This window comes from Bacillus sp. YH3-2-B2, assembly GCF_053663335.1.
In genome coordinates, this window is record NZ_JBSJQE010000002.1 from 587,092 (window position 1) to 609,642 (window position 22,551).

At 49.4% G+C, this 22,551-nt stretch carries 24 protein-coding genes; 19 read left to right on the forward strand and 5 right to left on the reverse strand.

Annotated features, from left to right (window positions below):
* Nucleotides 1-13: 13 nt before the first annotated feature.
* A complete protein-coding gene (locus tag ACWJJX_RS07900; protein ID WP_003151443.1) occupies nt 14-253 on the reverse strand; it encodes a hypothetical protein in 240 nt (79 codons plus the stop codon).
* Nucleotides 254-451: 198 nt separating this feature from the next.
* On the opposite strand from ACWJJX_RS07900, the gene ACWJJX_RS07905 reads away from it, so the two are divergent.
* The 6 genes from ACWJJX_RS07905 (at nt 452) to ACWJJX_RS07930 (ending at nt 7,164) form a co-directional block, all read left to right on the forward strand.
* Nucleotides 452-778, forward strand: coding sequence for a hypothetical protein (locus tag ACWJJX_RS07905; RefSeq protein ID WP_454022874.1), 327 nt, complete (start codon nt 452-454; stop codon nt 776-778).
* A 24-nt stretch (nt 779-802) separates the two neighbouring features.
* Nucleotides 803-1,900: a DUF4097 family beta strand repeat-containing protein gene (locus tag ACWJJX_RS07910; RefSeq protein ID WP_454022875.1), complete on the forward strand. Its 1,098-nt coding sequence runs from the start codon at nt 803-805 to the stop codon at nt 1,898-1,900.
* A gap of 4 nt (nt 1,901-1,904) precedes the next feature.
* Nucleotides 1,905-2,099, forward strand: coding sequence for a PspC domain-containing protein (locus ACWJJX_RS07915; protein WP_003151448.1), 195 nt, complete (start codon nt 1,905-1,907; stop codon nt 2,097-2,099).
* Entirely contained in the window at nt 2,100-2,459 is a 360-nt protein-coding gene (locus ACWJJX_RS07920; protein ID WP_014418984.1) for a phage holin family protein, read from the forward strand.
* Nucleotides 2,460-2,552: 93 nt separating this feature from the next.
* The gene (locus ACWJJX_RS07925; RefSeq protein WP_454022876.1) at nt 2,553-6,422 is read left to right on the forward strand and encodes a metallophosphoesterase; all 3,870 of its coding nucleotides are present in this window, start codon (nt 2,553-2,555) and stop codon (nt 6,420-6,422) included.
* A 166-nt stretch (nt 6,423-6,588) separates the two neighbouring features.
* The gene (locus ACWJJX_RS07930) at nt 6,589-7,164 is read left to right on the forward strand and encodes a TetR/AcrR family transcriptional regulator (protein ID WP_014305913.1); all 576 of its coding nucleotides are present in this window, start codon (nt 6,589-6,591) and stop codon (nt 7,162-7,164) included.
* 143 nt (nt 7,165-7,307) lie between these two features.
* Here the strand turns inward: ACWJJX_RS07930 and ACWJJX_RS07935 are convergent, their stop codons facing one another.
* From ACWJJX_RS07935 to nagA, 3 genes are read right to left on the reverse strand one after another with little or no spacing between them, the layout of a single operon-like run.
* Nucleotides 7,308-8,039, reverse strand: a complete 732-nt coding sequence (locus ACWJJX_RS07935) for a GntR family transcriptional regulator (RefSeq protein ID WP_278071347.1) — start codon at nt 8,037-8,039, stop codon at nt 7,308-7,310.
* A 13-nt stretch (nt 8,040-8,052) separates the two neighbouring features.
* On the reverse strand, nt 8,053-8,778 hold the full coding sequence (gene nagB / locus ACWJJX_RS07940; RefSeq protein ID WP_003151453.1) for a glucosamine-6-phosphate deaminase: 726 nt from the start codon (nt 8,776-8,778) through the stop codon (nt 8,053-8,055).
* The gene (nagA, locus tag ACWJJX_RS07945; protein WP_278071346.1) at nt 8,775-9,965 is read right to left on the reverse strand and encodes an N-acetylglucosamine-6-phosphate deacetylase; all 1,191 of its coding nucleotides are present in this window, start codon (nt 9,963-9,965) and stop codon (nt 8,775-8,777) included. The genes nagB and nagA overlap by 4 nt, the downstream gene beginning before the upstream one ends.
* A gap of 169 nt (nt 9,966-10,134) precedes the next feature.
* On the opposite strand from nagA, the gene hprK reads away from it, so the two are divergent.
* The 4 genes from hprK to ACWJJX_RS07965 are packed head-to-tail and all read left to right on the forward strand — an operon-like array spanning nt 10,135 to nt 13,095.
* Nucleotides 10,135-11,067, forward strand: coding sequence for an HPr(Ser) kinase/phosphatase (gene hprK / locus ACWJJX_RS07950; RefSeq protein WP_003151456.1), 933 nt, complete (start codon nt 10,135-10,137; stop codon nt 11,065-11,067).
* 14 nt (nt 11,068-11,081) lie between these two features.
* A complete protein-coding gene (gene lgt, locus ACWJJX_RS07955; RefSeq protein ID WP_278071345.1) occupies nt 11,082-11,897 on the forward strand; it encodes a prolipoprotein diacylglyceryl transferase in 816 nt (271 codons plus the stop codon).
* Nucleotides 11,898-11,922: 25 nt separating this feature from the next.
* Nucleotides 11,923-12,573: a pyrophosphatase PpaX gene (gene ppaX, locus ACWJJX_RS07960; protein ID WP_278071344.1), complete on the forward strand. Its 651-nt coding sequence runs from the start codon at nt 11,923-11,925 to the stop codon at nt 12,571-12,573.
* A 3-nt stretch (nt 12,574-12,576) separates the two neighbouring features.
* A complete protein-coding gene (locus tag ACWJJX_RS07965) occupies nt 12,577-13,095 on the forward strand; it encodes an acyltransferase (protein WP_454022877.1) in 519 nt (172 codons plus the stop codon).
* 17 nt (nt 13,096-13,112) lie between these two features.
* Here ACWJJX_RS07965 and ACWJJX_RS07970 read toward each other — a convergent pair whose 3' ends face one another.
* Nucleotides 13,113-13,838: a C39 family peptidase gene (locus ACWJJX_RS07970; RefSeq protein ID WP_003151460.1), complete on the reverse strand. Its 726-nt coding sequence runs from the start codon at nt 13,836-13,838 to the stop codon at nt 13,113-13,115.
* 241 nt (nt 13,839-14,079) lie between these two features.
* Here ACWJJX_RS07970 and ACWJJX_RS07975 point away from each other — a divergent pair, with 241 nt between their 5' ends.
* The 9 genes from ACWJJX_RS07975 to ACWJJX_RS08015 all read left to right on the forward strand — a co-directional run bounded on the left by ACWJJX_RS07975 (nt 14,080) and on the right by ACWJJX_RS08015 (nt 22,471).
* Nucleotides 14,080-15,252, forward strand: coding sequence for an ATP phosphoribosyltransferase regulatory subunit (locus tag ACWJJX_RS07975; protein WP_003151461.1), 1,173 nt, complete (start codon nt 14,080-14,082; stop codon nt 15,250-15,252).
* On the forward strand, nt 15,245-15,886 hold the full coding sequence (gene hisG / locus ACWJJX_RS07980) for an ATP phosphoribosyltransferase (RefSeq protein WP_014305907.1): 642 nt from the start codon (nt 15,245-15,247) through the stop codon (nt 15,884-15,886). Before ACWJJX_RS07975 ends, hisG begins: the two co-directional genes overlap by 8 nt.
* Nucleotides 15,883-17,196 carry a histidinol dehydrogenase gene (gene hisD, locus ACWJJX_RS07985; protein WP_014305906.1) on the forward strand — a complete coding sequence of 438 codons (1,314 nt, stop codon included), beginning with the start codon at nt 15,883-15,885 and terminating at the stop codon, nt 17,194-17,196. The genes hisG and hisD overlap by 4 nt, the downstream gene beginning before the upstream one ends.
* Complete coding sequence (hisB, locus tag ACWJJX_RS07990; protein WP_003151464.1) at nt 17,162-17,746, forward strand: imidazoleglycerol-phosphate dehydratase HisB; 585 nt, start codon at nt 17,162-17,164, stop codon at nt 17,744-17,746. The genes hisD and hisB overlap by 35 nt, the downstream gene beginning before the upstream one ends.
* Nucleotides 17,747-18,385, forward strand: coding sequence for an imidazole glycerol phosphate synthase subunit HisH (gene hisH, locus ACWJJX_RS07995; protein ID WP_024085845.1), 639 nt, complete (start codon nt 17,747-17,749; stop codon nt 18,383-18,385).
* A complete protein-coding gene (gene hisA / locus ACWJJX_RS08000; protein ID WP_003151468.1) occupies nt 18,382-19,119 on the forward strand; it encodes a 1-(5-phosphoribosyl)-5-[(5-phosphoribosylamino)methylideneamino]imidazole-4-carboxamide isomerase in 738 nt (245 codons plus the stop codon). Before hisH ends, hisA begins: the two co-directional genes overlap by 4 nt.
* Nucleotides 19,116-19,874: an imidazole glycerol phosphate synthase subunit HisF gene (gene hisF / locus ACWJJX_RS08005; protein WP_014305904.1), complete on the forward strand. Its 759-nt coding sequence runs from the start codon at nt 19,116-19,118 to the stop codon at nt 19,872-19,874. Before hisA ends, hisF begins: the two co-directional genes overlap by 4 nt.
* Nucleotides 19,871-20,491 (forward strand): bifunctional phosphoribosyl-AMP cyclohydrolase/phosphoribosyl-ATP diphosphatase HisIE, encoded by a 621-nt coding sequence (gene hisIE, locus ACWJJX_RS08010; RefSeq protein WP_454022878.1) that lies wholly within the window; start codon nt 19,871-19,873, stop codon nt 20,489-20,491. The genes hisF and hisIE overlap by 4 nt, the downstream gene beginning before the upstream one ends.
* 210 nt (nt 20,492-20,701) lie before the next feature.
* Nucleotides 20,702-22,471 (forward strand): ABC transporter ATP-binding protein, encoded by a 1,770-nt coding sequence (locus ACWJJX_RS08015; RefSeq protein WP_007407428.1) that lies wholly within the window; start codon nt 20,702-20,704, stop codon nt 22,469-22,471.
* Nucleotides 22,472-22,551 lie beyond the last annotated feature (80 nt).

The following is a 22,551-nucleotide window of genomic DNA, read 5'->3' on the forward strand; positions in this document are numbered from 1 at the left end:
TGGGCTGTTGTTGTTACAGGCTTTTTTTCTGTTGGGGAAGCTGTCTGCTTAAATGCATTAAGTCCTGCAGAATATGGGTGCTGCTGCTGTCCAGCAGCACTTTTATATATTGGATATCATGGGAAATGGGAAGAGGGGCTGCTTTGATCTGTTCCAATTCAGCCAGCATTTCGCTGTTCATTCTTTTCTGTTCGCGAATTAAATTTCGAAGACTCTCTTCCGTTACTTGGGCGTTTTCGGGATCTTTCTCCATTTGTATGTCCTCCTTGCATACGGTCAGGCTTTGTTACATATTGTAATCGGTTCGGGGAAAAGATTCTATAGTGAAATCTCTGAAACCAAAAATTACGTATAACGAAGCATGTCCTTAGCATGAAAATGAAACTCGCTCATTCGTCATACGTATGTATAAGGAAGGGTTTTTTACATCACGGCACAGGGAGTGTTTTTATTGAACCGAAATCAAGCGATTATCGCATCAATCTGTTATTTCAGCGTGTTTCTCGCGCCGCTCATTCTTCCGATTGTGGCTTATTTTGTCGTCGATGAAAAAGAGACGAAGCGGCATGCCATGCGCGCTCTGATTTCCCATATCATTCCGTTTGCGGGCTTGCTGATTGTGACCGCGGGTGTTGTCGGCGGATTGATTACGGCCCAGGGGGAGAGTATGATGCCCGTTTTTGTTATGATAACAGGAGCAGCTGTTTATTTTCTGATCCTCATCGGAATGGTCATTTGGAATATCGTGCAGGGAATTAAGGTGTTACGCCAGGTGTAAGAAAAGTCGGGGGAGGAGTTTTGTATGAAACAGGAGAAAGAACGGATTTTAAAGCTTGTGGAAGACGGGATGCTGACGGCGCAGGAAGCACTGACGCTCATTGAAAAACTGGATCATGAATATAAAGAAAAAGAAGAGCAGATCACCGCATTATCTGCGGAGGTTCAGGAACCTGCGGAAGATTTCGAAAACGGGGCAAAAGAAAGCCAAAAGCCGTCGCTCGGGGCGAAGCTGTTCGACTGGATTGATTCTGCCGTCAAAAAAGTGAAGGAAGCGGATCTTGATCTGAATTTCGGCCACGCACACGAAGTGCAGCATATTTTTCAATTTAAAGACAGTGAATTCTCGGCCATTGATATGCAGATCGCAAACGGCAGCGTCAATATCGTGCCGTGGGCGGATGAAGATATCAGAGCGGAGTGCCAGGCGAAAGTGTACCGGGCGGACAGTCAGGAGGCGGCGCGCACCGCATTTCTTCAGCACATTGAGTGTGAAGTGAAGGGCAATAAGTTTTTTGTCCGCACGGAAAAGAAAACGATGAAAACCAATGTTACGCTTTATGTTCCCCAGAAAGAGTACGATAAGATAAGAGTGAAGCTGTTTAACGGACCGATCAGAGGGGAACATTTACATGTAAAAGAATTCTCGGCGAAAACGACAAACGGCGTTCTGTCATTCTCTCATTTGACGGCTGAGAAAGCGTCGGCGGAAACGGCTAACGGACAAATCAAGCTGGCCGGACATCAATGCGGCGCGATTGAAGCGGAAACGATCAACGGCTTGATTGATTTGCGCGGATCGAGTGAATCCATTGACGTTCAAAGCTTTAACGGCAATATCATGCTTACCGTGACAGCGCCCCACTGCCGCTCCATCTACACGAAAACGACGACCGGAAACGTGGAGATCGCCCTGCCTGATGATTCGGCGGTGAAAGCGGAGCTCAAAAGCAATCTCGGCTCTCTCAGCCATGAGCTGATTGATGCGGAAATTTTAAAGGAAAAGAATGATACCATTCAAAAAGAACTGATGCTGGCATCAAATCAAGGCCATGATCAGCATCTCTCGATTTTCTCAGAATCGTTAACAGGAGCCATTAAGCTCAAGCATACTCAGAGGTGATGGGATGAAAAGACTTTACCGTTCAGAAAAAAATCGTAAAATCGCCGGCGTCGTCGGCGGTTTGGCGGAGTACATCAATATGGATGCGTCGCTTTTGCGCATTATAACCGTTGTATTAGCGCTTGTCACGAGCGGAATCGTGCCGATTGTATATATTATCTGGTGTTTTGTTGTACCATTAGAAGGAGATTTGAAATAAATGATCAAATGGGCAGTCAGCATTTTAGTAAATGCTTTATTATTAATCGTTATCGCGGGATATTTTGATTCCGTCCATATCAGCAGTATCGGAGCGGCTGTCATCGCCAGTGTGATTCTTTCTGTGTTAAATGTGCTGATCAAACCGATCATCGTCATATTGACATTGCCTGTCACGGTTGTGACCCTCGGCCTCTTTCTGTTTGTCATCAACGCCATTACGTTAATGATGACCGCAGCCTTGATGGGAGACAGCTTTCAGATTGACGGGTTCGGCACCGCCATTTGGGCATCCGTCGTGCTGTCCGTTTTCCACTTGCTGATCCAAAAAGGCATATTGGAGCCGCTTAGAAAAGGATAAAAAACAAGCTGTCCCGAGAGGGCAGCTTTTTTATGTGCGGTTTACATAAGCGGCAGCCTCCTGACGCAACATAATGCATAGGGAGGTAATGAGATGAAACTTGTGATGACGCTCTTTTTTCTGATTGGTTTGCTTTGTGTGAGTCCTTCTGCGGATGCGGCGCGCAAAGAATCGGCAATCCCCGTGAATCAGCAGGAATTCGGACAGCCGCCTCATTACATACCGCTTCTGGAGAACCCTCCCCAAATCGAAGTAAAGGCGGAAATGAAAAGAAACCTGTTCATACAGGCTCATGTACGGAATGCTGACTATCAAGCGTTTTCGGCGTTTCTTTTTTATAAACAAAGCAATGAGCTGGGGTTTAAGATGGTGCCGATGGAGCCCGCGCCAGGCGCAATCCGGCTGTTTACGGCCCAGGTTTCAAAACGGGATATCTGGAATGGAGAATTGGAATATTACCTCGTTTTCACCAACGGCAGACAGCGGGCGGAATCGGAGAAAAAGCGGCTGAAGCTGGACGGCTATCAAGCCGATTTGAATCATATTCCCGAGCTGATGATTACGGAGCTTGCGGTTGATACGAAAAATGAAGACGGCGCTGATGCCTATGAATTTATCGAGGTGTATAACACGACGGACAGGCCCATTCATTTTAAAGACTATCATATCCGCTACCGCTATCCGAAGGAAGGGCCGGAATCAGATATGATATGGAGGCCGAAAGAAGATACCGTCATTCCGTCAGGCGGGACTTACGTGTTTTGGCTGAGACGCGCCGCATCAGAACTGACGATAGATGATTTCAACCGCTATTACGGGACACGTCTGAAGGAAGGAGAACATCTCGCCGTCATCGAAGGGACGGACGGAATGTCCAACGGCCGCCCGCGTACGGTCGTGCTGTCGGCAAATACCGGCAAGGATATCGCCTCAGCGCAATACCGGAAACACGCTTTCCGCCGGCTGACTTCTTTGCTGTACAAATATCCGCTGAACGGAACGGGAGAATTGCTGAAGATCTCCACGAGCGAGCATAAGCCGTCACCGGGCTCCGTTTTTCAGGCGCAGATTCCGCAGCAGAAAAGGGTGATCAAACCCGACAAGGAAAAACCGGTCATCGAAGACCTTACAGACAGAAAGCCCGTCCGGCCCGCTGAAAGCATTGAATTAAAGGCTGACATAAAAGACAAAAACCTTGTCAAAACAGCCGCGTTTTATTACCGGACCAATGAGAAAAAACCATTCAAACGAATTCTGGCCGAAAAAGACCGCAACGACAGCTTATACCATCACATTCTTTATTCCCCGGAACTGCTCGGCCAGGATCAGCTTGAGTATTATATCGCAGCCAGTGATGGAGAAAATGAAGCAAAAACGCCCGTCAAGATGATTGACATTGAACAGACGAGCAAATCACACGGACTCAGAATGAATGTTGAACCAGAAGATACGATATCCGGCACCTATCTGCTCAAAGCGACTTCCGACGTCAGCGCCGATAAGATCAAGCTGTGGATTGACGGCAAGCGGCAGGAGACCCGTCCGGCGCTGGAAAAAGAGGTCTATTTCGCCTTCGATGCCCGGAAAACGAATCTTTATTTTCAAAACACCGTCATGATGGAAAACGAGGTGCTGCACATTTTTGACGATCCGTCTCACCGCTACAGAACGCACTCGGTTCTGCTTCCGGAACGTCTGCTGCAAAAAGGGGGCAAAACACAGAAAGTATCCATCCGTTCGGGCTCAAAGGTTTCTCCGTACGACACGGGAGAGAATCGGGATGATTTTGTCGTGAAACATGCCCGTCTGGTGCTTTCGGACGGAACGGTGATCAAAGACGGGAAGACGGATCAGGCTGAACAGCTGTTTATCGGTGACGGCAGGCGGGCGAATCAGCAGAAGACCTTCTCATTCAGCCTGCCGGATCATTTGTTTACGTCACGGCTGCTGCCGTGGAACACGGCGAAGCTTTCGGAAGGCTATCACCATATTTTTGTCAGTGACGGTGAGGAGCAGCTGAGCCAATCTGTGCGGGTGGACAATTCGGGGCCGAAGATTGTCCCGGGTATTAAAGAAGGCGCGGCGCTGAAAGGTAATGTTGAGCTGAACGCGGACATCCGTGACAATTGGAGCAAAGTGGAAGAGGTGAAAGCGTTTTTGGACGGAGAAAGCATTACGCTCCCGCATCACACGTCATCAGCCGATCTCAAGCCCGGAAAGCACACCCTTACCATCATTGCGGCAGACCTTGCCGGAAATGAAACAACGTCCGTCCGCACCTTCCATATCAAACGGGAGGAGCCGAACCAGCCGGAGCTTGCCGGTCAAAAAATCGGCGCCCGCAAAGCAAAGCTGTCCGTCCGGGTAAAAGACCCGACGAAGGATGACATGAATGTATCATTTTATCGCGGCTTCCGTTATACCGCGCGGAATCCGGGCAGCGTGAAAGTGTATAAACACGCCTCATTAACGGAACCGCCGAAGGGCATAAAAGAAAATGAAATGCCGTTTACCCTGCCGGAAATGAACCGTATCTCGGCAAATGACGGAAAAACCGTTTCGGCGGAAAGTATGGAGCGTTTTCCTTATCACCGGTTCGAAGTCTCCGTTGACCCGTCTATCGACGAAACGGATCTGGCCGAGGCGGTCTGGAAAGGAAGCTCTCTGCCCGGCCGAAAGGTAACCATGTATATTTGGAATTACCGGACAAGCCGCTGGCAGGAGGCGGACAGCGTCCTTGCCAAAGATAAAAAGCCGTTTACATTAAAAGCCGCCGTTTCCGCAGCGGATGTGGTGAAGAACTCAAAAATGAATGTCATCGTGCAGGATCAAATACCGGCGAAAGGCAATTACACGTTTGTCTGGATGTCGGATACACAGTATTACGCACAAGGGCACCCGCACATTTTTGACAAAATGACGGAGTGGATCAAAGAAAATAAGGAAAAGCACAATATTAAATATGTCTTTCATACCGGTGATATTGTCGATGATTCAATGGTGATGAAACAGTGGAAAAACGCCGACCACTCCATGCGGACGCTTGACAAGGCGGGAATTCCGTACGGAGTGCTTGCCGGCAATCACGACGTCGGCCATAAAGACGGCACATACCGAACCTTCGGGGATTTCTTCGGGAGCCGCCGGTTTGAACAGAACATGCATTACGGCGGATCATACAAAAATAACCGCGGGCATTATGATCTGCTGTCGGCAAGCGGGAACGATTTTATTATGATTTATATGGGCTGGGGCATTACGGAACAAGAGATTGACTGGATCAATCAAGTGCTGAAGAGGTATCCGGACCGAACCGCCATCTTATGCTTTCATGAGTACTTGCTTGTGAGCGGAAATCGAAGCCCGATCGGGGAGACGATCTATCGAAAAGTCGTCAAGCCGAATCGCAATGTGGCGATGGTATTAAGCGGTCATTACCATAACGCCATGAAAAAAACCGATGCGCTTGACGATGACGGGGACGGAAAACCGGACCGCCTCGTCCACCAAATTCTGACCGACTACCAGGACGGTCCGGAAGGGGGGCAGGGCTTTATGCGCATTATGCAATTTGATCAGGCCGCCAATCAGGTTCACATGTTCTCCTACTCGCCGTACACGGATGACATCAATTACTATGACACCGATCTGTTCGCTGATAAAGACGAATTCTCAGCAGAAATGGATTTACAGCCGAAGAGGAAAAGGGTAGCGACCGATTATTTTGAATGCAACGTCTATACGAACGAACTGCTCGGTCATAAAAAACACGTAAAAAGCGGAAAAACCGCAAATTGGGTCTGGGACGGCCTGCAGCCTGATTCCGTTTATTACTGGTATACCGTCGTGAAGGACCCGTACAACGGCAAAACAATATCACCGCTGTGGATGTTCAAAACGGGAAATACGCCGTATCACCCGGCTCCGGATCAGTTTGATTTCAGGCATGCCTCAAACCCATAACGAAAACATACAGCTTGCTGATCGGTCAGAAGAAAATCTGACGGTCAGCAGGTTTTTTTCTGTTCGTAAATGGCGGCGCCCTGCTGTGATAAGTGTTTTTGACTTTTTTATGTCCCTTTTCTATACTAAAATCGATTGGTTTTCGTAATATGCAGGAGGAAACATAATGAACAGTAAAACCGGGACAAAAGAAAGAATTATTCAAACCTCTGCATATCTTTTTCAGATTCAGGGATACCATGCGACTGGTTTGAATCAAATTATAAAAGAGAGCGGAGCACCCAGAGGGTCCGTGTATCATCACTTTCCAAACGGAAAAGAAGAACTCGCCATTGCGGCGATCAAATATACGGGAAGATGCGTTGAAAAGCAGATACAGAATAGTATGTCTCAATCCGCGGACCCTGTAGAAGCGATTCAGCACTTTATTCATGTAACGGCTGAACAGTTTAATGACCCTCAGAATATTGAGGGCGTGCCGGTTGGATTGCTGGCAGGTGAGACCGCTCTGATCAATGAAACGTTAAGATGCACATGTGTTGAGGTGTTCAAGAAGTGGACGGATGTGTTTGCGGCAAAATTTCTTGAGCATGGGTTTGAACAAGAGGAAGCGGAGAAGCTTGGGATGACAATCAACTCGATGATTGAAGGCGCAATCATGTTTTCACTGGCTCATAAAAACAAAGAACCGCTGCTGCTGATTTCAAAGCAGGTTCCGTATATTGTCCAAAACAGAGGGTAGCATTTTATTACTCTTTTCTTTATAAAATAGATACCAGAACCCCAGCCTCTTCGTTTTGACAGAGTCATAGAGAACATTCACCGGCTTGATTTGAAAATGGCAGATCAAAAAAACATCTCCAACCCGTAACGGTTGGAGATGTTTCATTTCACCCTGTCCATATAATGCACGAATGTGTAGCGGTCGCCTCTGTAGGCGGATTTGACGTGCTCAAAGGCAGTGCCGTCCTGCAGATAAGTGGTCCGCTTGATATAGAGGACGGGCGCGCCGGGCTGAATACCGAGCAGCTCAGCTTCTTCCTCAGAAGCGGCTCCCGGTTCAAGCTCTTGTTTTGCCCGTGAGATCTGCATCTGATTGTACGCTTCAATATGCTCATACATGGATGATTGAAAATGGGAGGCATCCAATTTTCCCGCCTTGTCAAACGGGATATACGATGCCTCAATCGCCATCGGGATATCATTTGCCAGCCGGACGCGGATGATTTTATGAAGCGTTGCCGGATAGCCGCATCCCAGGATAGAAGATAATTCTTCCGTCGCCTGAATCAGCTGGTATTCGGCAAGTCTGCTCCCCGGCTTCATGCCCCGGCTTCTCATATCTTCGGTGAAGCTTGTCAGCCCTTGAAGCGGCTGTTCCATCTTCAGTTTGCTGACGAACGTTCCCCGGCCTTTCTGTCTGTATAAAAATCCTTCATTCACCAGATTGGAAAGCGCCTGACGCACCGTCATGCGGCTGATGCCGAATTGTTCGGCGTATTCCCGCTCCGACGGAAGCAGCGCATCCGCTTTCAGCTCGCCGTTTTTGATTTGTGTTTTTAATTGTTCCATAATCTGAAAGTAAATTGGAATCGGAGATTGTTTATCAATCTGCATAGGTCAAATCCTTTCAATCGCCGCCCGCAGCCTTTTCATCAATCAAGACCGTCACATCCGGATGCGCGTGCAGGGCGGAGGCGGGGAATGCTTCGCTGACGCGCCCGTCCAGAAGCTGCTTCACCGCTTGGGCCTTGCTTTTTCCGGATGCCATGATCAGAATCCGTTTGCCGGACAAAATCGTCCCGATCCCCATTGTCAGGGCTTTTTCAGGGACTTGATCAATTGACGGAAAGTACCGCGCATTCGCCTGTCTTGTCTCTTCATTCAGCTCAACGACATGGGTTCGGGATTCAAATGGCGTCCCGGGTTCATTAAAGCCGATATGGCCGTTGTGTCCGATGCCTAAAAGCTGTATATCCGCTCCGCCGAGTGTTTGAATCAATCGGTCATAGCGCCCGCATTCGGCATCAAGATCGTCTGCCCGTCCGTCAGGGAGAAAGTGGCGGTCCTTTCGGCTGTCGATATGTGCAAAAAAATGTGTATTCATATAATAATGATAGCTGTTTTTGTCCTCGGGAGAAAGCCCGGCGTATTCATCAAGGTTGATCGTCGTGACATTCCGGAATGACAAGCCTTCTGAGCGGTGCATCCGCACAAGTTCTTTGTATACGCCTTCAGGAGTGCCCCCCGTCGCAAGGCCGAGAACGGCATCCGGCTTTTGTTTCACTGTTTCAGCAATAATCGCTGCGGCTTTTTCACTTAATTCTTCATAATGTCTACATGTGATAACATTCATGTCCAATCAGCCTCCCTTGAGATATATGCGGTGTTTCCGCGGCAAATCGTGGCCAGCACGCCGCACTGTCCGTCCGTCAGAACAACGTCGGCGTCTTTTCCTTCGGCGATGCTTCCTTTACGGTCGAATATGCCGAGGCGGCGGGCCGCATTTGCCGATGTCATATTTGCTATATCCAGCCATGAGCAGTTTGTAAACCTGCGCATGAGCGCCGCGCCTTCATTCATTTTTAAAATGGAACCGGCCAGCGTTCCGTCAGAGAGAAGCGCCGTGTCCCCGCGAACGGTGACTTTTTGTCCGCCGAACTCGTATTCTCCGTCCTTAAGCCCTTTTGCCCGCATGGAGTCTGTAATCATGATCAGGTTTTGGCTTCCTTTCGCCAAATAAGCAAGCTTTACAGCCAAAGGATGGGAATGAATGCCGTCAGTGATCAGCTCCGCCGTGATGCGGCCGCAGGCGAGAGCCGTGCCGATACCCCCCGGCTCACGGTGATGAAAGGAGCTCATGGCGTTAAAGAGGTGCGTCATATGCACCGCCCCGGCATCCGCCGCTTTTTGTAAAAGCTCGGCTCCTGCGTCTGTGTGTCCCATTGACGGGATGATGTTTTGGTCTTTTAAATAACGGATCAGGCTGAAATCAGGATCTTCTTCCGGCGCAAGCGTCACGATTTTGATCAGCCCTCCCGAGAGCCGCTCCCATTTCTGAAAGAGCCCGGCATCAGCAGGAGTAATCCATTGTTTCGGCTGTGCTCCCGCCTTTTTCGGAGAGACAAACGGTCCTTCTAAATGAATGCCGATCAACTCAGCGCCTTTTTGGGCCTGCGGTGAGGAAGACGCCCATTTTTTGGCGTTGATGAGCGCTTTTTCAATGTTTTCGTGCTGCTGTGTGATCGTTGTCGCTAAAAAAGCGGTTGTTCCTTCTTCGGGCAGCCGGGCGGACAGTGTATCAAGAGCTGCAACATCAGCATCCATCGTATCCGCGCCGTATCCGCCGTGAATATGAATATCAATCATTCCGGGAAGCGCATACGAGCCCGCGGGCGCCTTCCATTCCTTCTCATACGTTTCTTGCGGTCTTGTTTTTCCCGCGTAAGAAATGATGCCGTCCTTTATACCGAGAAAACCGTTTCGGATGATTTCTTTTTCTGTTACGATGTCCGCACCGCTGATTAACAAGCTTTCAGCCACTTTAAAACACGCCTTTCTGGTTAGTTGTTAGTTTTATTTTACTCCTTTTCAGACTAGTTATCTAGACCAGTTATGCCGGAATTGTATAAATCTGTTTTGGTTCAGACAGTAAAGTGATAAAATATAACTGTTCAAAGCTCGGAACATCCCAGAACAGGAGGAACATATCTTGGCAAAGGTTCGGACCAAAGACGTAATGGAACAGTTCCATTTAGAATTGATCAGCGGAGAAGAAGGGATTAACCGCCCGATTACGATGAGTGATTTATCACGGCCCGGTATTGAAATCGCCGGTTATTTTACATATTACCCGAGAGAACGGGTGCAGCTTTTAGGAAAAACGGAGCTGTCATTTTTCGATCAGCTTCCCGAGGAAGATAAGAAACAGCGGATGAAATCGCTGTGCACCGATGTGACGCCGGCTATCATACTTTCCAGAGATATGCCGATCCCGCCGGAGCTTGTAGAAGCTTCCGAGCAAAACGGCGTGCCTGTGCTCAGATCCCCTCTGAAAACAACCAGGCTGTCAAGCAGGCTGACGAATTTTCTTGAAAGCCGTCTCGCGCCGACAACGGCCATTCACGGCGTGCTTGTGGATATATACGGCGTCGGCGTGCTCATTACGGGAAAAAGCGGCGTCGGTAAAAGTGAAACGGCGCTGGAGCTTGTCAAACGAGGTCATCGTCTTGTCGCGGATGACTGCGTTGAAATCCGGCAGGAGGATCAGGATACCCTTGTCGGGAACGCGCCTGATCTGATTGAGCATCTGCTCGAAATCAGGGGGCTCGGCATTATAAATGTCATGACGCTGTTCGGGGCGGGCGCCGTCAGAAGCAATAAAAGAATTACTATCGTCATGGACCTTGAGCTTTGGGAGCAAGGAAAGCAATACGACCGTCTCGGACTTGAAGAAGAAAAAATGAAAATCATTGATACGGAAATTACAAAACTGACCATTCCCGTCCGCCCGGGGCGGAATCTCGCCGTTATTATCGAAGTTGCGGCGATGAACTTCAGATTGAAGCGGATGGGCTTAAATGCTGCCGAACAATTCACGAATAAGCTGGCGGATGTCATTGAGGACGGCGAACAAGACGAATAGGAGTTGGCAATAATATGAATGAAGCTGGAACACCGATCAATCCGATTGCCTTGCAGCTCGGGCCTTTATCCGTGCACTGGTACGGCATCATTATCGGCGCGGGCGCGTTAATAGGGCTTTGGATGGCCATGAGGGAGAGTGAAAAGCGGGGGCTGAAAAAGGACATTTTTATTGATCTTGTTCTTTTCGCCATCCCGATCGCAATCATTTGCGCAAGGGCATATTATGTGCTTTTCGAGTGGAGCTATTACTCGGAACACCCCGGGGTAATCATTAAAACTTGGAAAGGCGGCATTGCGATTCACGGCGGATTAATCGGCGCGATCGCAACGGGAATTGTCTTTTCAAAAGTAAGAGGCATCTCATTCTGGAAGCTGGCGGATATTGCCGCGCCGAGTATTCTGCTCGGACAGGCCATCGGACGCTGGGGGAACTTTATCAACCAGGAGGCTCACGGTGAAGCGGTCAGCCGGTCATTTTTGGAAAGTCTGCATCTTCCGGATTTCATCATTAATCAGATGTACATAGACGGACAATATTATCACCCGACGTTTTTGTATGAATCGCTGTGGAGTTTTGCGGGCGTCGTGATTCTGCTTCTGCTCCGCCGCGTGAACCTGCGCAGGGGCAATCTGTTTTTGACGTATGTGATCTGGTATTCAATCGGCAGATACTTTATTGAGGGAATGCGGACGGACAGCCTGATGCTTACGAGCCAGCTTCGGATCGCGCAGGTCATTTCCATTGTGCTGATTGTACTTGCGATTATTTTAATGATTTTCAGACGCATGAAGGGGTATGCCGATAAGCGGTATGCTGACATGGACTGACGACTGAAATCGGAAAGGACATAAGATGACTGATAAACGTGTAACCGCCATTTTATTCGATCTCGACGGCACGCTGATTGACACGAATGAACTGATTATCGCTTCTTACCTTCATACGCTTGATCATTATTGCCCGGGGCAGTTCAAAAGGGAAGATGTACTTCCGTTTATCGGCCCGCCTCTGTACGAAACGTTTTCAGGCATTAATGCTGAAAAGTGCGATGAGATGATCAGCATGTACAGAGCATTCAACCATGAAAAGCACGATGAGCTCGTCAAGGAGTACGAAACGGTTTATGAAACGCTTGATGAATTGAAAAAAGCGGGCTATCAGCTCGGTATTGTCACCACAAAGCTGAGGGATACAGTCAATATGGGATTGAAGCTGACAGGCATCGGGGCGTTTTTCGATACTGTCGTCACGCTTGATGATGTAAAGCACCCGAAGCCTGACCCCGAGCCTGTGCGGCTTGCGCTCAGCCGGCTTGGGTGCGATCCGTCGGAAGCCATCATGGTCGGTGACAATTATCACGATGTCATGGCGGGAAAAAACGCCGGCACGAAAACAGCCGGCGTCGCGTGGACGATTAAAGGCGCACAGGCGCTTTCCGCCTATGAACCCGATTATATGCTCGAGAAAATGAGTGATTTATTGCACATCACCGGAGTGAAGTAACCCGTGAGAAAAACAGACCGCCATCCGGTTTCAGGTGCAAATTCATTGTGGCATGTTTATCAGACGGTTCCCTTTCTGAAGGTGATGAAAAATTTCATCATCATTCAGATCGCAAGGTATACGCCGTTTTTAAGCGTGAAAAACTGGCTGTACCGAACCTTTTTGAAAATGAATGTCGGAAAACAGACGTCATTCGCGCTGATGGTGATGCCGGATATCATGTTTCCCGAAAAAATCACTGTCGGAAAAAACAGCATTATCGGCTATAATACGACGATTTTGGCTCATGAATATTTAATACATGAGTACCGGACCGGTTTTGTCACAATCGGTGACGAGGTGATGATCGGAGCAAACACAACCATTCTGCCCGGCGTCACCATCGGGGGCGGAGCCGTTGTATCAGCCGGCACGCTGGTGCACAAAGATGTCCCCGCCGGGGCGTTTGTCGGAGGAAACCCGATGAAGCTGATCTATACGCACGAAGAAATGAAAAAACGAATGGAAAACCCCGCAGATTAACGTCAGCGGGGTTTTTTTTATGACTTGATCACAATGGCCTGGCTGCCCATCTGCTTCCAGGCTTTTTCAAAGTCAGACCGGTCTGTTTTTCTGTTTTTATAGCCGTAAGGATCATTAACGTATACATAATCGTGATCATAACCGGTTACGGCTACGCTATGCATGCTGAACGTAATGTCGATCTTTCCGTTCGGCGTATCCCAAGTCTGCATATGATCAACCGGCTTAAAGGATGTGGTGGTAATCACCCAGACCGGCCGCCCTTTTTCAAGCTGGCGGTACACTGAAGAAATGTCTTTTCCCGTAAGATCGTATACTTTGTTTCCCGCATATTCTTTGGCAAGTTTATCAATCGGCTCATGATAAACGCCTAAACCCGGGCCGTTTTCCATATCTCCGGCAAATCCTTCATTCGGATCTCCCTTCAGCCCGCTGCTGTATGTGAGCGGAACTTTATTGATTTTATCCGCCAATGTATTTTTTGACACATGATATCCGGCATTGTTCAAAATCATGGCAAGGCTGGTCACCTCACAGCCATTGTACAGTCTGGGAGAATCCATCTGTCTGTACAGAACGACATTCAGCGGTGACGCGCTCCCTTTTAACGGTGTTTTCTCATCAGGCTCGTCGGACTGCTGATTGAAAAAATTTAAATGAATATCGTTTGTATAGATGTTATATCCCAGATAGACAAGGATGGCTGTCAGAATCAGCACACATAATGTTCCAAGCGTCTTCATTATCAATTATTCTCCCTTGTTTCTGATGAAGCTGTTCTATGTATTATAGCACTTCTGCTCAATATGATTCGATTGTTCCGATATGTTTACAGGTTTGTTCATTCTTTAGCCATGTTTATGGAAAAGAATAGGCGGACATTGGGCGTTGCAATCTATTCTTTTATCTGCTAACATATTATCATATTAGCGAACTAAAGGATTCGGAATTTTCCTTCAGACAAAGCGGAGGTGTAAAAGGCAAATGTTTATGTTTGAGAAACCGCATGGCATGAGAGATACGCTGCCCGGTTTATACGAAGCAAAGAAAAAAGTCCGTTCCACACTGACGGATTTAATTGATAAATGGGGTTATCAGTTTATGGAGACGCCGACCCTTGAATTCTATGAAACAGTAGGCGTCCAGTCAGCCATTGAAGAACAGCAGCTGTTTAAGCTTCTCGATCAGGACGGAAAAACGCTTGTGCTTCGGCCCGACATGACCGGACCGATTGCCAGGGTGGCTGCATCTAAGCTGCACAAACACAATCATCCGCTCAGAGCGGGGTACGCGGCAAGCGTCTATCGCGCTCAGGAGCGGGAAGGCGGACGTCCGGCCGAATTCGAACAGGTCGGCGCGGAGCTGATCGGCGACGGATCAACAAGCGCGGACGCCGAGGTGATTGCGCTGGCGGCCGGCGCTTTGAAAAACGCGGGATTGCACCGGTTTAAAATCGCGATCGGCCATGCCGGACTCGCTGATGAGCTGTTTGTCGAGGTTTTGGGCAATGCCGAGCGGGCGGATGTTCTGCGGCGCTTTCTCTTTGAAAAGAATTACGTGGGATACAGGGAACATGTCAAATCGCTTCCGCTTTCTTCAATAGACAAAAGCCGGCTGCTCGCACTTTTGGAATTGCGAGGCGGGAAAGAGATTTGCGCGAAGGCGGAGGAGATCATCGGAATCTCCGGACAAAGCTTAATTCAGGAGCTGGAAGACCTGTGGGACATTCTTGAGGATTACGGATGTGCCGAGCATATTCGCCTTGATCTGAATATGGTAAGCCATATGAGTTATTACACGGGAATTCTATTCGAAGTGTACGCGGCAAATGTCGGTTTCGTCATCGGAAGCGGCGGACGCTATAACAATCTCCTCGGCCATTTCGGCAGTCCCGCTCCCGCCACGGGCTTCGGGCTCCGTATCGACAGGCTGATTGAAGCGCTCGGCATTCAGGAAGAAACAAGTGAAGCGGACGCCGTGATTTTCAGCAAGGAGCAGCGGGCCCAGGCTATTTTATTCGCGGAGGAAGAAAGGGCGAGAGGCAGAAAAGTCGTCCTGCAGGATCTGGCGGGCATTGAAAATATCGATCATATGACAAAATCATTCGCAAACGTCACATACTTTATCGGTGCCAGAAAGGAAGAGAGGAATGGGTAAGATACTCACAATGGCAATGCCAAAAGGACGGATATTCGAAGAAGCGGCCGGGTTGCTGCGGCAGGCCGGATACAGGCTGCCCGAGGAGTTTGAAGAATCGAGAAAACTGATCATTGACGTTCCTGAAGAAAATCTCCGCTTTATTCTGGCAAAGCCGATGGATGTTACGACTTATGTCGAGCATGGCGTCGCTGATGCCGGTATTGCCGGAAAGGATGTCATGCTTGAGGAAGAGCGTGACGTGTATGAGGTGCTCGATCTGAAAATCAGCAAATGCCATCTCGCCGTTGCGGGGCTTCCCGGGGCGGATTGGAACGGAGTCGCACCGAGGATTGCGACGAAATATCCGAATGTTGCGTCGAGTTATTTCAGAGAGCAGGGCGAGCAGGTGGAAATCATTAAGCTGAACGGCTCCATTGAGCTGGCGCCTTTAATCGGGCTTGCTGACAGAATCGTAGATATCGTATCAACCGGGCGGACATTAAAGGAAAACGGTCTCGTTGAATCAGAACATATTTGTGACATCACATCGCGTTTTATCGTCAATCCGGTCAGCTACCGCATGAAGGATGATGTAATCGACGAAATGGCGGCCAGGCTGGCACGGGTTGTGGAAGGAGAAACGGCAAAATGAACATAACCGCAGTAAAAAGAAGCGAGCGGTTTTCACTGAAGCGTTCCATCGACAGCGGAACCGAAGAGCAGCGGAAAACCGTCAGGGGGATTATTGAAGACGTCAGACAAAACGGTGACAAAGCCGTTTTGGCCTATACAAAAACATTTGATGGCATCAGCCTGAACCAAATGGCCGTGAGCGCAGAGGAAATCACCGAGGCATACCGTCTGCTTGATGATCAGCTGCTGGAAGTGATCAGACAGGCGATTGCCAATATTAAAGAATATCACGAGCGCCAGCTGCAATCCTCTTGGTTTTACCATCGCAAAGACGGCTCGATGCTCGGACAGAAAATAACGGCGCTCGATTCCGCGGGCGTATACGTGCCGGGCGGGACGGCCGCTTATCCGTCTTCCGTTTTAATGAATGTCATCCCCGCGCTCGCTGCGGGAGTGGAACGGATCGTTCTCGTCAGTCCTCCGGGAAAAGACGGCCGCCTTTCGCCGGGCGTTCTGGCGGCGGCCTCTGAGCTCGGCATAAAAGAAATTTACAAAGCGGGAGGCGCGCAGGCGATTGCCGCGCTCGCTTACGGAACGGAAACGATACAGCCTGTTGATAAGATCACGGGCCCCGGAAATATATTTGTAGCACTCGCGAAGCGCGAAGTCTTCGGCGTTGTGGATATTGACATGATTGCCGGGCCAAGTGAAATCGTGGTCCTGGCAGACGATACGGCGGTGCCCAAAGAAGTCGCCGCTGACCTGCTTTCACAGGCCGAACACGATATGCTCAGTTCAAGCGTGCTTGTCACCGATTCACAGAAGCTTGCCGAAGCGGTATCAGATGAGGTGAATAAACAGCTTCAGACCCTGCCGCGCAAAGAAATAGCCGAAGCGTCGATCAGGGATCACGGCCGCATTTATATTACGGAATCGATGGAAGATGCGGTGGACACGGTGAATGAGCTGGCGCCCGAGCATTTAGAAATCATGACGCATTCGCCGGAGGCTTTGCTTGGAAGCATCAGACACGCGGGGGCGATTTTCTTAGGACGATACAGCGCTGAACCGGTCGGCGATTATTTTGCCGGACCGAATCACGTTTTGCCGACAAACGGAACGGCGCGGTTTTCAAGCCCGCTGAATGTAACAGATTTTCAAAAGAAATCGAGCATCATCTCTTACAGCCGGAAGGCATTTGAAACGCACGCGGACAGCATTTCCGCCTTCGCGAGACTGGAAGGGCTGGAAGCGCACGCAAGATCGATTGAAGCGAGAAACGGAGGAATGACCGATGAGAAAAGCGGAACGCGCCAGAACAACAAATGAGACGGATATAAGGCTGGCTTTCGAAATAGACGGAGAAGGAAAAGCCGACATCAGCACGGATGTGCCGTTTATGACTCATATGCTTGATTTGTTCACAAAGCACGGGCAATTCAATTTAACGGTTGACGCAAAAGGCGATACGGAGATAGATGATCACCATACGACTGAAGATATCGGCATCTGTTTAGGGCAGGCTTTTTTGGAGGCGCTCGGTGATAAAAAAGGGATCAAACGGTACGGATCAGCGCTTGTGCCCATGGACGAAGCGCTCGCCCAAGTCGCCGTAGACCTGAGCAACCGGCCGCACCTTGAGATGCGCGCTGCATTTCCGCAAGCGAAAGTCGGAACGTTTGATACCGAGCTGGTACATGAATTCCTATGGAAACTGGCGCTCGAAGCGAGAATGAATCTGCACGTCATCGTTCATTACGGCACGAATACCCATCATATGATAGAAGCCGTATTTAAGGCGCTTGGCAGAGCGCTTGATGAAGCGTCATCCATTGATCCGCGCGTCAAGGGTGTGCCGTCTACGAAAGGAATGCTGTAAATGATCGGTGTAATTGATTACGGTATGGGCAATTTATTCAGCGTGTCGAAAGCGCTGGAACGCGTCGGCGTCCCGTATGTCGTATCAGACCGGCCGGAAGAGCTTGAAAAAGCGGATGCTTTTATTCTTCCAGGTGTCGGATCATTCAGTGACGCCATGGACAATTTACGCAGCACGAAGCTTGATCAATTCATACACCGTATGGTTGACGAGGGTAAGCTGCTCCTCGGCATCTGCCTCGGCATGCAGCTCATTTTCGAAGAAAGCACCGAAAACGGCTCTGCAAAAGGACTTGGTTTATTAGCCGGAAAAGCTGTGAGACTCAAAGACAGAGATGCCGAAGGAAACAAGCTGAAGGTGCCGCATATGGGCTGGAACCGGCTGACGTTTCACCAAACGTCTCCTTTGCTTTCGGAAGCGGAAGAAGGCTTCGTTTACTTTGTCCATTCCTATTATATAGACGGGATGGAAGACGGCGATCTTCTGGCAAGCGCTGAGTACGGCGTTCGTGTTCCGGCTGTCGTCGGGAAACGCAATATCTTCGGTGCACAGTTTCACCCAGAAAAAAGCGGTACAGCCGGAATGGCGATCTTAACACAATTTACAAAAATGGCAGCGGAACAGAAGGTGAAGAAATGAACGCTTTTACATTATATCCGGCAATCGATATGAGAAACGGCAAATGCGTCCGCCTCATCCAAGGCGATTACGGCAAGGAAACGATATACGGTGACTCTCCTTTAGACATGGCGGCGCAATTTGCACAAGAAGGCGCCGAATGGATTCATCTCGTGGACCTTGACGGCGCGAAAGCAGGCAGGAAAGTAAACGACAGGCATGTTCTTGACATTGCGCGGCAGCTTGATGTCAAAGTCGAGATCGGCGGCGGTATCCGTTCTGAAGCGGATGTGTACGGTTATTTATCACAAGGCGTTGATCGCGTCATTCTCGGCAGCTCGGCCGTTTCCGATCCGGCATTTGTGAAGAGCATGCTGAAACAATACGGCGGCAAAATCGCGATCGGCCTTGATGCAAGAAACGGATATGTCTCGACGGAAGGCTGGCTGGAAACATCCTCGGTAAGGGCGGCCGATCTGGGCCGTGAATTGGCGGCCGAAGGAGCGGAAACCTTCATTTTCACGGATATTGCAACTGACGGCATGCTGTCAGGACCGAACATCGAAAGTACCGTTCAGCTCGCAAAAGCAACGGGAAAAGACGTCATCGCTTCAGGCGGAGTCAGCTCAGTCGCCGACCTCAAAGCACTGGCCCGCTTCAAAGACGCCGGCGTATCGGGAGCGATTATCGGAAAAGCGCTGTATACAAAACAATTTTCATTGGCTGAAGCGCTCAGAAGGGTGAAGGACGCATGATCACGAAACGAATCATTCCGTGTCTCGATGTGAAAGAAGGACGCGTCGTCAAGGGCATTCAATTTCTCGGGCTGAAAGATGCGGGCGATCCTGTCGAGCTGGCCGAAGCCTACGACAGGGAGGGCGCTGACGAACTTGTTTTTCTCGACATTTCCGCCTCTCACGAAGGCCGCAAGACGATGACAGACGTCGTAGAACAAGTTGCGGCAAAACTGGCGATTCCGTTTACGGTCGGCGGCGGAATCAATCAATTAAGCGATATGAAACGAATGCTTCGCGCCGGCGCTGACAAGGTATCCGTTAATACAGCGGCCGTTCTCCGTCCCGAGCTGATTACGGAAGGAGCTGAGTTTTTCGGCTCGCAATGCATCGTAGCGGCGATTGATGCAAAGTATGACGAAGATTCGGATTGCTATAAAGTGTACACGCACGGCGGCAGACAGAAAACCGAGCGGGAAGTCACGGCCTGGGCAAAAGAAGCCGTCAGCCGGGGAGCGGGTGAAATCCTGCTGACAAGCATGGACGCAGACGGTGAGAAAACAGGCTTTAATCATACGCTCACACAGCTTGTCTCACGTGCCGTCCCGGTGCCCGTCATTGCGTCAGGGGGAGCCGGCAGCGCGCGCCATATGCTTGAAGCCTTCACAGTCGGTGAAGCGGACGCCGCGCTTGCAGCTTCTATTTTCCATTACAAAGAGACATCTATAAAAGAAGTGAAAGATTATATGAAGAAACACGGGGTGAATGTGAGATGAAACAGGCAGATGAACTGCGGTTTGACGAGGCCGGACTGATACCCGCCATCATACAGGATGCGGCAAGCAAAGAAGTGCTGACACTGGCTTATATGAACCGAGAATCCTATGAAAAAACGATAGAAACGAAAGAAACCTGGTTTTACAGCCGTTCACGCGGGGAGCTGTGGCATAAAGGAGCGACATCGGGGAATACCCAAAAGGTGAAAGCCATCCGTTATGATTGCGATCAAGATGCCCTTGTCGTGCTTGCGGAGCCCTCAGGACCCGCATGCCATAAGGGAAGCTACAGCTGTTTTTCCACGGAAAAAGCAGACGCGCAGGATCGTTTCGGCATCTTAAATGAACTGGAAAGCGTGATCGCCAAACGGCAGGCGGAGATGCCTGACGGAGCCTACACAACGTACCTGTTTCGGGAAGGCGTCGATAAAATCCTCAAAAAAGTCGGCGAGGAAGCCGCAGAGGTTATTATCGCCGCAAAAAACCGCGACCATGAAGAATTAAAATGGGAAGCGGCAGATTTGCTGTATCATTTGCTCGTTCTTCTGCGTGAGCAGTCGCTTCCTCTGGATGACGTGCTTGATGTCCTTGCGAAACGCCATTCAGAATCTGAGTAAAACAAACCTCACGGAGAGTCCGTGAGGTCTTTATTCTGTCAAACTTAAACATTCAATAAAATATTCCTTATTTCCGCAACCGGAGGCAGATGAATTTGATAATATTGACTAATAGAGTTTATTTTGGTTTTTATCAAAAATATACGTTTTGTTCATATTCCGTTCATGCACATCCGTTATAGTATAAACAGTGATATAGGAGGAAAACATATGCCGAATAAACAACCAAAACCTAAAGGGAAATTCAGCTCATTCTTTTCATTAGTCAAAAAAACAAAACCATCATACGGTATGCTGGCCTTCGCGCTGTCTCTCAGTATTGTGACAACGCTCGTCAGCCTGCTGATTCCGCTGTTGACAAAGCAGCTCGTTGACGGCTTTTCCATGTCGTCGCTGTCAGGCGTGCAAATCGGAATCATCGCAGCCGTGTTTATCGTACAGGCCGCATTAAGCGCCTACGCCACCTACGCCCTGAACTACAGCGGCCAGAAAATCATCTCGGGACTGCGTGATTTGTTGTGGCAGAAATTAATTAAACTGCCCGTCTCTTATTTTGACAAAAACGCCACGGGAGAAACGATCAGCCGTGTCACCAATGACACAATGGTGGTAAAAGAGCTGATCACAAACAATATCAGCGGATTTATTACCGGAATCATTTCCGTTATCGGGTCACTGACGATCTTATTTTTCATGAACTGGAAGCTCACATTGCTCGTGCTGATCGTCGTGCCGCTGGCTGCGGTGATTTTAGTGCCGATCGGCCGGAAAATGTTTAAAATTTCTCGGGAAACACAGGATGAAACGGCGAGATTCACCGGATTATTAAACCACATCCTCCCGGAAATCAGGCTTGTAAAAGCGTCAAACGCTGAAGAAGCGGAATACGGACGCGGAAAAGCAGGCATCATGGCGCTCTTTAAACTCGGGCTGCGTGAAGCGAAGGTGCAGTCGCTCGTAGGCCCGCTTATTACACTTGTATTAATGGCGGCGCTGGTCGCTGTCATCGGGTACGGCGGGATGCAGGTGTCATCCGGTGAATTGACAGCCGGCGCACTCGTTGCCTTTATCCTGTATTTGTTTCAAATCATTATGCCGATGGGCCAGATCACTTCATTTTTCACACAGCTTCAAAAATCCGTCGGCGCAACGGAACGGATGATTCATATTCTTGCAGAAAAAGAAGAAGATATCCAAACCGGAAAAGCCATTGAAAACGCAGATCAGCCGATTAAGCTCGAACAAGTCTCATTCGGCTACAAAACAGATCAAACCATCTTAAAAGACATTACGGCTACGATTGAGGCCGGCAAAGTCACCGCGATCGTCGGACCGAGCGGCGGCGGAAAAACAACGTTATTTAAGCTGCTTGAACGATTCTACAATCCGACTGCGGGCAGCATCCTGCTCGGAAATGAACCGATTGATGCATATTCCCTTGAGTCATGGCGGGAGCATATCGGCTACGTGTCGCAAGAAAGCCCGTTAATGTCAGGCACCATCCGCGACAATATCTGCTACGGATTAAAACGCGAGGTGACTGATGAGGAACTGAGGCAAGCGGCTGACATGGCCTACGCCCTGCAATTTATTGAAGACTTACCGAAGAAATTTGAAACAGAGGTCGGTGAGCGGGGAATTATGCTGTCAGGCGGACAGCGGCAGCGCATCGCCATTGCCAGAGCGCTCCTTCGCAACCCGAGCATTCTGATGCTTGATGAAGCGACATCAAGTCTGGACAGCCAATCTGAAAAATGGGTGCAGCAGGCGCTGGAAGTTCTAATGGAAGGCCGCACCACGATTGTGATCGCCCATCGTTTATCCACGGTTGTGGATGCAGATCAGCTTCTCTTTGTCGAACAGGGTGAAATCACCGGACGGGGCACACACCATGAATTAATGGCATCCCATTCGCTATACCGCGATTTTGCGGAGCAGCAGCTGAAGCTGAATGCCGACTTAGAAAACAAAGCTGTGTAAAGCAAGACTTTATGAATAGAAAGCAGCTGAAAAAGCTGCTTTTTATTTTGCAACCGGAATCCTATTCATTGGAAGCGGGG